The following is a 12,603-nucleotide window of genomic DNA, read 5'->3' on the forward strand; positions in this document are numbered from 1 at the left end:
AATGGAGAATAGATCACCAATTATCAGACATCAAATTGCAGATTACTTGGATGTTGGCAAATCAGGCGCATCCGATCTTCAGCTTTGCGGAACGGGTTTTACTTCTTTGGATGAAAGCCCTTCGTCAAAATCGGACAGCACAACGTATATTAACGAATCTTCGAGTTCATCGGCCATTACTGGCTATGAAGGACAATTCCCCTTTGAAACAGATTTTGTTAAAAGCCAGGAAGTGATTCAGTACATCTATAATATCGGGGCCAAACAGCTTACCGGTGAAGATGCTGAAACGGATTATTACAGAGTCGATCTGTTTAACAAAAATGAAGATGGATCGTATTTTGCCCGTAAATTCCACGTCAATGTTGAAGTGTCGGATATTAAAGGGGATGGCGGTGAAAAAGTCACCATGAGCGGCAACTTAAACCAGGTTGGTGATGTGGTGCTTGGGAAAGCCACCATTAAAGACGGTAAAATGACATTTACTCCAGACAGCGCAACAACCACAAGCACAGGAACAGGGGCATAATTGATTAGTATCATGGACGTTTAAAAGGGCTGCGTATCAATCCAGCCCTTTTATTTTTGTATGGGGGCAAACTTATGGCAAAGAGATTTAGATTTGAAAAGAAATTTATCGATTTCGGTGATATTTGTGGCAAGACGTATAAAGTCGAACATAATCAGGTAATTTTTGATAAAAAAGATGAAATTGGCAAGCAGATGGAAGCTTACCAGAAAAACATTGATAAAATCACAGACAGTAAGAAAGGTTTAGAGGAGTTAGACGCTTTTCTTAAAGAATCGGTTGATACGTTTCTGGGCGCGGGCGAATACGACACCATCTTTAAAGATCGTGAATTTGATATCTACGAACGGATGGACCTGGCGACGTATGTGCTCAGCATTGTCGGCATGGCTGACCGAAAACGTATGATGAAAGTTTCGGAATATGCAGCAAAATGAACATCTTAACCGATCCACTTCCTGAATCCGTTTGGATCGGCGATGTTGAATATCCAATTGACACCGACTTTAGAACCTCAATCAAAGTTGCGGCCTTGTTCGAAGATCCATCATTGGAAGAGTGGGAAAAAACGGCACAAACGCTTGAACTTTATTTTGGCGGCATTCCGTCAGATGTTGAAACAGCGGTTGAGGCGGCACTAGCTTTCTTTGAATGTGATCGGGAGGTACACGGCGAGGGCTCAAAAAAGGCGGTGCTTTCCTTTGAGTACGATGCACCTTATATTTTTGCCGCTTTTTTTGAGCAGTATCACATTGATCTCACCGAAGTGGCTTATATGCATTGGTGGAAATTTAAAGCACTGTTTGACAGCCTAAATGCCAACACCAAAATCATGGAGATTGTGTCTTATCGTGCGACCGACACGAAAGGAATGAGTAAAGAAGAAAAGCGGCAAATCGATAAGCTCAAAAAAATGTATCGATTACCTTCACCACACGATCGGATGAGCGATGAAGATAAAGCGTATCAAGACGCTTTAGACGAGGCACTAATGAACGGCGGTGAATCTCTCTCAATTTGGATTATAATTCAGAAAGGAGGCCATTATGGCGGATGGAAACATAGTCATTGAAACCAGCTTAGATACTTCCGGCATAGAAGCAGGCCTTAATCGAATGCGCCGCGCACTCGGAGGATTTGGCGATGCTAAAGTAACTTTTTCTTTCGACGATGCGGAAGGCACAAGAAAAATCTCAGCTCTTCAGAAGCAGGTCGCGACGCTTGACGATACAGACGCGGATGTTGAAGCAAGTGCGGATACTTCAGAAGCTGAAGAAGCCTTAAACCGCGTGTCGGATCAAGCGGATGCGATTAATGGACAATCTCCGCATATTGAGGCCAGCGCGGACACATCGGACGCAGAAGCATCCTTAAAGCAAGTCGAAGAAACCGCAAAAGCTGTTGACGGCACTGATCCGAAAGTTGATGTGAATGTCGACACGCATGGCGCGGCGTCGGCTTTGTCAACTTTACGCGATTCAATCAACGGCTGGTCACAGGAATACAGAAACGGAACCGATCAAGCCAGCGCAGGACTCGAAAAAATGCGAGCAGTCGCTGGAAAACTTGGCGGGGTGCTGGCGGGTGTGTTCTCTGTTGGCAAAGTTATTGAATTTGGAAAAGCAGCGGCAGACGCTTTTTCAAAATATCAGCAATTAGTCGGCGGTGTGGATACGATCTTTAAAGACAGCTCCAAGCGTGTTCAAAGATATGCAGACAACGCTTATAAAACCGCTGGAATGTCTGCCAATCAGTATATGGAAAATATAACGGGGTTTTCTGCCTCGTTATTGCAGGCTGTGCACGGCAATACCAAAGCCGCCGCGAAAGTCGGGGATATGGCCGTCAAAGACATGGCGGATAGACATCAAATTGTCCGCTCGAAACACATTGAACTCTACCAGAGGTGTGCAGCTTAAAGCTGTGCTAACGGTGAAACCCCTAACGTAAAGACGAGGGCAACACCGTGTCAAGCTCCGAATAATCGGGGAAGATGTAACGACTATTCCTTTATGGAAGTAGGGTCACTATTGGTACGCGGCCTGAAGCGGTGTGATCAATTTAAACTATAAATTTGTTGTATAATACACCTATATTGACAAGAAAGGTGTACATACAAGATGTGGAAAGCCATTATTGGATTTGAAGATTTTTACGAGTTATCTGATACAGGAATTGTAAGAAGCAAAGACAGAATGTGCGTTGATTCATTAGGACGTAAAAGATTTAGAAAAAGCCAAGTGCTACATCCGGATATTGCGCCGAATGGCTATTATAGAGTTACGCTTGCAAAGAACGGAAAAAAGACACAAAAGTACCTGCACAGGCTTCTTGCTGAATATTTTATTCCGAATCCGGATAATCTTCCACAGGTAAACCACAAAGACGGGAACAAGTTAAATTGTTCACTGGATAATCTTGAGTGGGTTTCTGTACAAGATAATGTTATACACGCCTATAAGCATGATTTAATTAATCATGTGCGAGGAAAAAGACACCCAAATTACGGTAAGTGTGGGCGTAATAGTAAAAGGGCTTTAAAGGTTAAAGCCATAAATGTAAAAACTGGAGAATCAAAAGTTTATGGTGCTATCGTAGAAACAAAGGTAGACGGATTTTTACCGTGTGAAGTTTCTAGATGTGCTAAACATGGTGGAACACATCATGGATTTATATTTAAGTTGATATGAGATAGTCTACTCCCCTAATAAATATCGGGAAACCGAGGGTATAAAGGAACGCGAATAAGATGGGCACCTCAATGGCTTCTATTGAGTGGGCCTATCAAGGGTTCGCAAAGCAAAATTACACGATGCTGGATAACCTTAAACTGGGTAAACCGTGCCAAATTGCTCAGTATAAACCTCGTGAAAACGGTGAAGGGCTCGAGAAAGCAGCTTGAGCAAATACCGTGCGAAGCCGCGGAAGCGGAACGAGTAACGACTAGCGAAACAGAGAAAACGTCCTGAATGGGCGTTTTTTTAATGGAGTAGAGTACATTCAAGCGAATGGAAGCGCGAGGCAATCTAAAAGATTGAAGAGATAGTCTGAACTATATGGCGACATATAGCAGTTCGTAAGAGAACGGGCTCAAAAGTAGCGAATTGAGTTGAACATATTGTACGGCGGCACAAGAGAAGAAATGAAACGCTTGCTTGCTGATGCAGAAAAGCTCACAGGCGTTCATTATGACATTAACAACTTAGATGATGTTTTTAAAGCCATTCACGCCATTCAGGTTGAAATGGGCTTCACGGGAACGACGGCAAAAGAAGCAGCCGGCACCGTTGAAGGCTCATATAATTCAATGAAAGGCGCGTGGGAGAATTTTCTCACGGCGCTTGGCACAGGCAACAGTCAAAAGATTCGCAAAACGACAGAAGAGTTATGCGATTCGATTGTTGCGAACTTTAGAAATATTATGCCGGTAATTGGGAATATCTTTGAAGGTGTTGGCCAAGTCATTGAAGAGTATACCGGGCTTCCGGTCAATGATCTATTTAAAGGCATTGTAGGATTGATTAATAGCAGCGTGATTCCAGCAATTAAAGATGCAACGCAGTTTTTATCAAAGCACAAAGAGCAGGTTAAAGAACTGACGCCACTGCTTGTCGGCTTGCTCGGGGCATTAATGGCGTTTAAAGCGCTGAGCGCTTTAGCCGGAATTATCAAGGGCATTCAAACTTTTTTCACAATTTTGTCAATGATAAAAAGTTTTGCGGGCCTTGTTGCATTTATTAAAGGTCTTGGCGGTGCAATAACCGGCGCATTTGGAGGCCCGGTTGGACTTGCAATCGTTGCGATTGCCGGATTAGTTACGGCTTTAATCACGCTGTACAATACCAACGAAAAATTTCGTGATTTTATCAATGGCGTGTGGAACGGGATCAAGACGGTTGTGCTGACCGTTATTAACGCGGTTAAAACAGCGTTTGGAGCAGTAGTTCAGTTCTTCCAAGGAAGAATTCAACTGGCGCAGCAGCAATGGCAAGCTGTCCGCAGTGCGTTTGAAGCGGTAGGAAACGTCATATCGATTGTCTTCAACACAATCGAAAATGTCATTACAGTTGTATTGATGACCATCGGAAATATCATCGAAGCGTGGATTCAGCTGATCTTGTTACCTTTCCAATTTATTTGGGTCAACTTCAAAGATCAAATCATTGCAGTTTGGAACGCAATTGTTGGCGCTGTTCAAACAGCAATCAACGTAATTGCCAGTGTTATTCAAACGGTTGGGATGGTAATACAAGCTGTATGGAGTTTCATTTGGGGAGGCATTTCCATTTCTTTTAGAACTGTGTGGAATGGAATGGTTGCATTCTTTTCACCAATTATCAATGGAATCGCTTCGGTAATTATGGGATTCTTAACGGTTGTTCAAAGTGGCTGGAATATTGCATGGGGCGCTATTAGCACAGTGTTTACATTAGCTTGGCATGGAATGCAGGTAGTATTTCTGCCGATTATCAACGCCATTCGAGCAGTAATTTTAGGAACAATTAACGTAATTAGAGGTGCCTTTAGCGCTATTGTTAATTTTATTAACGACCGGATTCATCTAGCAGAAAAGCAGGCGCAGTTCATTGCTGATGTCATGAGCAGAATCAGAGATGCGGTTATGATTCCTGTAAATGCCATTCGGGATGGTTGGAGCCATGCGGTTGATACTGTGAGAAATGCGATTGATCGGATTCGAAGTTTCTTTCATTTCAACTGGGAATTGCCAAAAATTAAATTGCCACATTTCAAGATCAAAGGCAAGTTTTCACTCAATCCACCTGAAGCTCCAAAATTTTCTGTCGAATGGCACGCAAAAGCCATGGACAATCCCTATATGTTCACAAATGCCACGTTGTTTGGCGCAGGTGAGGCCGGAGATGAAATCATGTACGGCCGGCAAGCCCTCATGCGCGATATTAAAGAAGCGGTGGGCAATCAGGATATCGTGGGTATTGTCCAGGCGCTTAATGCGATAGCGTTGGCGATCGAGGAGATCGCGGCGATCTTCAGCCAAATTGTTTCGAGTGGGACGAATTCAGGATCGGCTTCAGCCATTGGCACACAAGCTCCTCAAGGTTCGAGCATGCAGACGGCAGCCAGCAATACGTATGGCGTATTAGCGGATCAGGCGCATACTGCCACACAGAGCGCACAGACAGATATCGTAACGAGTATGACTCTCCAAGTGGCAGACATTCAAAACACCGCACCGCTCATGCAGATAGCGGCGCAGGCGGTATATTCACCCATTTCGCAAAACGCCATCAATGCGACAGGACAGGCGAAAAACACGGTATTGACCAATATGCAGATGATGGCTATCTTCATTGCGTCGTTATTGGGTCAATTCCAGGCGTCATCTTATAGTACATTTAATGCGGTCGCGCTCAGCGCCACAGACCGAACGAACGCCGCAAAAAGCAGTACACAGACGATAATTATTGCATTAGAGGGGTGGATACGTGGCCAATATAGCGCATTTTACGCGCTTGGCGTATATACGATGCAGGGCTATAATAACGGGTTATTAGCTGAAAAAGCCACTGTTGTCGGTACCACCAATCAGTTAGTTGATGCGGTCAAAAAAGCTTTCAGAACAGGGCTCGGTATTGCGTCACCATCAAAGGTTGCCTTTGCGTATGGCCGTTATACCGGCATTGGGTTTATCAACGGCTTGAACTCCACGGAACTCGGAAAATTCACGAGGTCGACTGTCAGTGACATGAAAGGCGCGTTTGCCAAACAAAAGTTCAGTGCAGATGCGAATGTCAATTATATGGATGACGACTCCATGAAAGAAGTCAACTGGATGCGCAAGTACGACGGCGGCTCCGTCGTCGGTGGCTCTGGAGACGGTAAACTTGGGCGTTTTGTCTCCAATATGCTGAATCTCGTTAATAATGACAGCCATGGTTACTCACAGTCTAATCGATGGGGGCCAGACTTTGACTGCTCAAGTTCGATTATTTACTCCCTGAGAAAAGCGGGTTTCGATACGGGATCGGCGTCGAGTACACATAATTTATCGACGAATCTGACAGCGCGCGGCTGGTCAAGGCTGCCTTATGCGAATCCAAAACGTGGTGATATCCTTTTAAACGACGCGACGCATGTTGAAATGGCACTCGGTGGCCTGATAAACGCCGGGTTTCATAGTGCTCACGGCCATCCTGAACCAGGCGATCAGGCACACGAAGCTTACGTCGGGCGCGATCCTGGGCACTGGGCCGCAATTCTCCGTTATAAAAATGGCCTGGGCAACAGTTTAGCTGATGCCATTGAGGAGGCGTATAACTTTAAGAAGTACGGTTTTGGTACGATGGATGCAGAAGGTGACGACGAGGGAGCAGCGGCCAGCGGGAAACTTTCCGACTGGGTCAGAGCTGCGCTGAAACTTACCGGTCAGTCTGAATCGCTGGCAAGCGGTCTCATCCGTGCAGCTAAAGCCGAATCCGGCGGCAATCCGAGAGCAGTGAATAATTGGGACATCAACGCCAAACTTGGGCACCCCTCTAAGGGGGTCATGCAGATGATCGACTCGACCTTTAACGCATATAAGCTCCTGGGCCATGGTAATATTTGGAATCCGATCGACAATATAGTCGCCGCAATTCGCTATATGATCGCGAGATATGGCTCGGTTGAGCGTGTATTAAAGCCGCGGTCTAAGCACTGGTACGGCTATGCGGTTGGGTCACGGTTTATCAGTCGCGATCAGTTTGCAAAGATCCACGCCGGAGAAGCTGTTATTCGCAAGAGTGAAAACCCGTACGCAAATTCACGTGGCGGATTTGTCACAACGGCATTGCAAGAAGGGATTAACGCGGTCATGTCGGATTTCGCCAATAAAGTAGCGGTAACGGCTGCTGGCGGCATGACGACGGTCACGAATAACAACGACATGACACAGAACGTGTATTTCCAGGAAACGCCAAAACAGCCATCCGCATTTCGGGCAGAGCTCAGACAAGCGGGAAGGAGTCTTGCTTTCAATGGCAACTAAATTTTTCACGATGAAATTTAATAATGGGGTTGATGGCGATTTGCTCATCGGCTCCGGCCCTGATATCAAGACAGGATTTAATATCATTGACGTGTCAGGGTTTGATGGATCAGATTACGACCTAACCACAGAGGATTACAATTTCGACGGCGGTTATGTGAAAAAACAGCGCATGGGCGTTCGCCAAATGGGGATTCATTTCGATTACAAGAACGATGATTACGCCATACATGACAAGATCATGGGTTATTTCACGCCATACAAACCGGGACGGCTCACCGTCACGCGTAAAGACCGTGGTATTACACATGTAAGGAGCATTGATTACGAAGTTAGTAAGCTTGAAGATAAGCAGGATAATTTTTTTAAAAAAGTCGAATATGAACTTCAGCTTAAAGGTTTAAATGGTTATTTTGAAGATGATAAATGGCAGCTTGTGGCGTTGTCCGAATGGGCCGGTGGCTTTTCACTCCACGATGAAACGCAGAACGCCTACAGCCCGACGTCGACAACTCCGGCAGGAGCAGCACAGGATGGTTCGCCGTTTTATCTCAGACACCGTGTGATTGGGGATAAGAGCATTTTCAATGACGGCCACGCAGCGGCGCCGTTGTGGATCACATTCAAAGGCCCGGCTAAATATCCGAAGGTAAAGAACCTGATCACAGGGAAAGAAATTCAGATATTAAAGGAAATGGCAGTGGGGGAAACGCTCAATATCATGACGGGTATGAATAATCCGCGGCTTTACATTGAAGATAGTGCTGGAAATCAAACGAATGCTTACCCTTATTTGACCACCCATTCAGATTTGGAATTTTTTCTCGAACTTGGGGACAACATCTTTCATTATGAGACGGCGGACGCGAATCAAGTTAACGAGGTAAATATCTTGTACAAACGGTATTTTACGGGGGTTTAAATGGATAGACGTATTATTAAACCGACTGTGCGGGTGTACGATGTTAAGGATGACAAGCTGGAGTTGATTGGCATTGTCAATAAAACCACGTCGATCATCTGGAAACGGGTATGGTCAACGTACGGCGATTTTGAGCTGCATATGGGCGAACCGAATGCACTGCTCAAGAACGGGCGCTTTGTGATGGTCAACGACGATGTGAACAAGTTTGGCATCATCGAAAAGCCTGTCGATGATTCTGATGGGTTTGCGTACAATTCGACACAAGATTTTACGGTGCATGGGTATACGGCGGATTTCATACTCAGTCAGCGCATCACCATTCCATCTGACAGCGACAATAAGAATCACGACGGTTACATGGTATGGGACAACACACCGGCTGAAACCATTATGTACGATTTAGTGGATCAGCACGTTGTGAACCCAACAGACAGCAATCGCAAAATTCCGCTCATTACGATCGCAAAACACGGGACCCCAACTGAACATAAATTATCATTTCAAAGTCGATTTAAAGCCTTAACCGCTGATTTAAATACGCTCAGTATTCACAGTGGTCTGGGCTTTTCTTTAATTCCGGACTTTGGGACGGGCAAGCTGGTTTTCACAGTATTGACCGGCGTGGATCGTACACAGCATATCGAAACGTATAAAGATGGTATTGAAACCGCGTCGATCAATCCAAATGCGTACATTTTTACCACTAACAATAAAACGGTTAAAAAGCACATGTATACGCATGATACGAGCGCATACAAGAACATGGCCTATGTTGCGGGTGAAGGTGACGGTGCAAAGCGGAAAATTGTTAAAGTCGGTGACAATTTCAAAGGTTTGGAACGACGGGAGGTCTTAGTCGACGCGCGGGATATTCAAACAAAGTACACAGCAGAAACAAAGACGGTCACGGGGCGGCTGTCCTCAGGAGATGAGGAATCAAGCAGTTCATCGTCTGGCAGTTCCACGGAAAAAACACGAACAGACGCTGAAGTCACGAAGCTTATGGAAGATAGAGGCAATGAAAAGCTGCAAAGTGAGCATCGCGATGTCATGTCGTATGAATATGAGGTCTATACGACTGATTACCGCGTGTATTGGGATTTAGGCGACATCTGCACTTATATCGACAAAGCAAATGGAGTCACAATCGACCAGCAGGTGACAGCGGTTGAAGAGACGTATGAAGGCGGCGACCTGACCATCACACCGACGTTTGGTTACACAGAAACCACCGTTTCAGGCGCGATCACCAGCGCTCAGGAAGCTGTTGTAGTCGAACGCAATGGCATCACTAAAGAATTTGACAAAATTAACGCGAACGTCACCAATACGAATGAGCTCTTCGCCAAGCACGCCTATATCATGGGACTGGACGTGGACGACGCAACCGTGAAACGGTTAGAAGCGGACATGGCCGATTTTAAGACCCTGACCGCGCAGCGGACATCAACGCAGAACCTCATCGCTAACGAGGCGTCGATCACGGAACTGAGCGCGGAGAAGGCGGATATTGATGAGCTGACCGCCGAGAAAGCGAACATCAAAGATTTGACCGCGAAAAAAGCCGAGATTTTAGATTTAACCGCGGCAAAGGCAGATATTGACGACCTTGTGGCGAAAAAGGCCACCGTGGACGATTTAGACACCAACAAGGCCACCATCGACGAACTCATCGGGAACAACGCGTACATCAAGGCGCTGTTTTCCGATAAAGCCACTTTCAATGAAGCGACGGTCGGCAATCTGTGGGCGTCCTGGGCAAATATTAAGACGCTGCTATCCAATCGCATATTTGCCGGATCGGCCGACATCGACAGCCTGGACGCCGAACAATTGAGCGCGATATCCGGGTGGATTACTTCGGCTATGATCGCCAGCTTGACGGCAGATAAAATCACCTCGGGCGAGCTGGACACCAGCAAGGTGAAGATCAAATCAGAAGACGGCGGCCTGTCGATTTTCGGGCCGACCCTTCAGATCGCAGACAAGAGCGGCACGGTCCGGGTCCAGCTGGGCCGGGATGCGAGCGGCAACTTTACTTTTGTTCTGTATGATTCAACGGGCAAAGGAGTGCTTATCGACGCTGACGGCATCAAACCGGCCTCGGTTCCGAACGGGCTGATCGTCGACAAGATGGTGGCAGACGACGCCAATATCGCGGGCTCCAAGTTAGACGTTGACAGCGTGGTCGAATCCATCAACACTGACGGCACGAAGACCATCAACATGGCTAAGATTTATTTAGATCAAACCCACGGAACACTTTCAGAACTGTTATCTACCGTCGATAAAGGCGGCGGATTTGTGACGACCAATCAGCTGACTAAAACTTCGGAGGGCTTACAATCGTCGATTTCAAAAACCATGGCCAGCGTGACGCCGAGTTACTACCAATCCACCAGCGCCACCGAACTTGCGGGTGGCGATTGGCAAGAGACCGCACCGACGTGGACTGCGGGCAAGTACATCTGGCAGAAGAACATCATCACGTACCAGGACGGTACGACGACGGAGACGACGCCGGTGTGCGTTCAGAGTGAGAGCGGCGCCTACACACGCATCGAAGTGAGCGCGTCGGACGGCTTCACTTTCAAGAATGGCACCGGCACCACCACACTCACCGCCGCGGTCTATCACGGGGCGGAAGATATCACCGACACGCGCATTGTCAAGTGGTTTAATGATGGCGCTTTAATCGCAACGGGCACATCGGTCACAGTTGACGCCAAGGACATTAACAGTAAAGCGGTGATCACAGCGAACGCTTACGCGCCGGAAGAGAATCTGCTTACCGGCTGGGATACACCGAACAACGGAAAAGACCCGCAAGGCTACCCGGTCGGGCAGTATGATTTAACGAGCAACATCGTATCCGGGAAGAATTACATTTGGTCCGTCAAGATCAAGACTGGAGATGACGGCGATAAGTCTAAAATTGCTATGTATTTCGGCGGTGGATCGTACGGCACCGATTGGATCAGCACAACCCCATCGACGGAACAGACGATCACGGGCACGTTCACGGCCACAGATGATATGGCCGCCGCGGCGTTTGCAAGGGTTTACTATCGCAATATCTATACAGAATATGAAAATACCGGTTATTGCCTTGTCGAATGGGCGAAGCTGGTGGCCGATACGAGCGAACCGGAAGTAACAAAAACTGTGGATGTCCTCAACGTTACCGACGGCGCCCAAGGTGCACAAGGCCCGAAGGGCGACACTGGCGCCACTGGACCGCAGGGCCCGCAAGGCGAAACAGGCGCGCAAGGCCCAAAAGGCGAGACAGGAGAACAGGGACCTCAGGGGAAAACCGGCGCGACGGGGGCAACCGGTCCTCAAGGTCCTCAAGGTGAAACCGGCCCTAAGGGTGCAACGGGTGCCACTGGGGCGACAGGGCCGCAAGGCCCGACTGGTGCAACAGGCGCCCAGGGGGTCGGCGTCAGCAAGGTGACACCGGAGTATTATCTTTCTACCTCAAGCACCGCGCTAAATGGCGGCAGCTGGACGGAAACGCCCGCCGAATACGTCGAAGGCCGGTATTATTGGACGCGGACAAAAAGCGCGTACAGCAATGGCTCGACCGGGTATTCGACGGCGGTACTGGACAACGAGCTGAACGATGTGTGGGATACGACTGACAACTTGCAAGATCAGCAGGATAAAGCGTCTGAATCGATTAAAACCATGGCCGACGATGCGGCGACGCTAAAAAACCGGGTGTCTAATAATGAAAAGAACATTGCCGCGCAAGGGAACACCATCACGAATGATTTGGTAACCAAGACGGATTTTGCCCAGAAGACTGACAGCCTCAGCGCCAATGTCACGACGCTGCAAAGTGTCACGAATGCACAGGGGACGACGTTAAAAGAAATCAGCGAGTCCCTCACATTTGACAAGAACGGGCTGACACTGACCGACAGCAGCAGCGATGAGAAAAGCAAACCGGCAAGTGTCAATCTGAAAGGTAAGGCCATGACCTTCCGCAATGCCTCCGGCCAGGTCATTGCGACCTTTTCCGACAAAGTGGATATCGCTGACTTGACCATCCGACAAGGCGGCACGTTCACTATGGGCAATTTTGGGTTTATTCCGCGGTCAAATGGCAATCTATCGATTAAATACATAGGAGGATAATGG

The 12,603-nt window shown here is 47.3% G+C and carries 8 protein-coding genes; all 8 read left to right on the forward strand.

The window, feature by feature from the left end:
* Window position 1: 1 nt before the first annotated feature.
* The 8 genes from FYJ52_RS00360 to FYJ52_RS10270 all read left to right on the forward strand — a co-directional run bounded on the left by FYJ52_RS00360 (window position 2) and on the right by FYJ52_RS10270 (window position 12,600).
* Complete coding sequence (locus FYJ52_RS00360) at window positions 2-529, forward strand: hypothetical protein (protein ID WP_154575282.1); 528 nt, start codon at window positions 2-4, stop codon at window positions 527-529.
* A gap of 74 nt (window positions 530-603) precedes the next feature.
* On the forward strand, window positions 604-966 hold the full coding sequence (locus FYJ52_RS00365; protein ID WP_154575283.1) for a hypothetical protein: 363 nt from the start codon (window positions 604-606) through the stop codon (window positions 964-966).
* On the forward strand, window positions 963-1,601 hold the full coding sequence (locus tag FYJ52_RS00370; RefSeq protein WP_154575284.1) for a bacteriophage Gp15 family protein: 639 nt from the start codon (window positions 963-965) through the stop codon (window positions 1,599-1,601). The genes FYJ52_RS00365 and FYJ52_RS00370 overlap by 4 nt, the downstream gene beginning before the upstream one ends.
* Window positions 1,576-2,448 (forward strand): hypothetical protein, encoded by an 873-nt coding sequence (locus tag FYJ52_RS00375; RefSeq protein ID WP_154575285.1) that lies wholly within the window; start codon window positions 1,576-1,578, stop codon window positions 2,446-2,448. Before FYJ52_RS00370 ends, FYJ52_RS00375 begins: the two co-directional genes overlap by 26 nt.
* 201 nt (window positions 2,449-2,649) lie before the next feature.
* Window positions 2,650-3,219 (forward strand): NUMOD4 motif-containing HNH endonuclease, encoded by a 570-nt coding sequence (locus FYJ52_RS00380; RefSeq protein WP_154575286.1) that lies wholly within the window; start codon window positions 2,650-2,652, stop codon window positions 3,217-3,219.
* A 452-nt stretch (window positions 3,220-3,671) separates the two neighbouring features.
* Window positions 3,672-7,535 (forward strand): peptidoglycan amidohydrolase family protein, encoded by a 3,864-nt coding sequence (locus tag FYJ52_RS00385; RefSeq protein ID WP_154575287.1) that lies wholly within the window; start codon window positions 3,672-3,674, stop codon window positions 7,533-7,535.
* A complete protein-coding gene (locus FYJ52_RS00390) occupies window positions 7,525-8,457 on the forward strand; it encodes a phage distal tail protein (RefSeq protein WP_154575288.1) in 933 nt (310 codons plus the stop codon). The genes FYJ52_RS00385 and FYJ52_RS00390 overlap by 11 nt, the downstream gene beginning before the upstream one ends.
* Window positions 8,458-12,600 (forward strand): Gp37-like protein, encoded by a 4,143-nt coding sequence (locus tag FYJ52_RS10270; protein WP_154575289.1) that lies wholly within the window; start codon window positions 8,458-8,460, stop codon window positions 12,598-12,600.
* Window positions 12,601-12,603: the final 3 nt, after the last annotated feature.

The organism is Pseudoramibacter porci, from assembly GCF_009696145.1.
Classification (GTDB): domain Bacteria; phylum Bacillota; class Clostridia; order Eubacteriales; family Eubacteriaceae; genus Pseudoramibacter; species Pseudoramibacter porci.

Excerpts from the sequence above, each read along its gene's own strand:
- FYJ52_RS00360 (WP_154575282.1), top strand. The coding sequence starts at position 2 with ATGGAGAATAGATCACCAATTATCAGACATCAAATTGCAGATTACTTG.
- FYJ52_RS00365 (WP_154575283.1), top strand. The coding sequence starts at position 604 with ATGGCAAAGAGATTTAGATTTGAAAAGAAATTTATCGATTTCGGTGAT.
- FYJ52_RS00370 (WP_154575284.1), top strand. The coding sequence starts at position 963 with ATGAACATCTTAACCGATCCACTTCCTGAATCCGTTTGGATCGGCGAT.
- FYJ52_RS00375 (WP_154575285.1), top strand. The coding sequence starts at position 1,576 with ATGGCGGATGGAAACATAGTCATTGAAACCAGCTTAGATACTTCCGGC.
- FYJ52_RS00380 (WP_154575286.1), top strand. The coding sequence starts at position 2,650 with ATGTGGAAAGCCATTATTGGATTTGAAGATTTTTACGAGTTATCTGAT.
- FYJ52_RS00385 (WP_154575287.1), top strand. The coding sequence starts at position 3,672 with ATGAAACGCTTGCTTGCTGATGCAGAAAAGCTCACAGGCGTTCATTAT.
- FYJ52_RS00390 (WP_154575288.1), top strand. The coding sequence starts at position 7,525 with ATGGCAACTAAATTTTTCACGATGAAATTTAATAATGGGGTTGATGGC.
- FYJ52_RS10270 (WP_154575289.1), top strand. The coding sequence starts at position 8,458 with ATGGATAGACGTATTATTAAACCGACTGTGCGGGTGTACGATGTTAAG.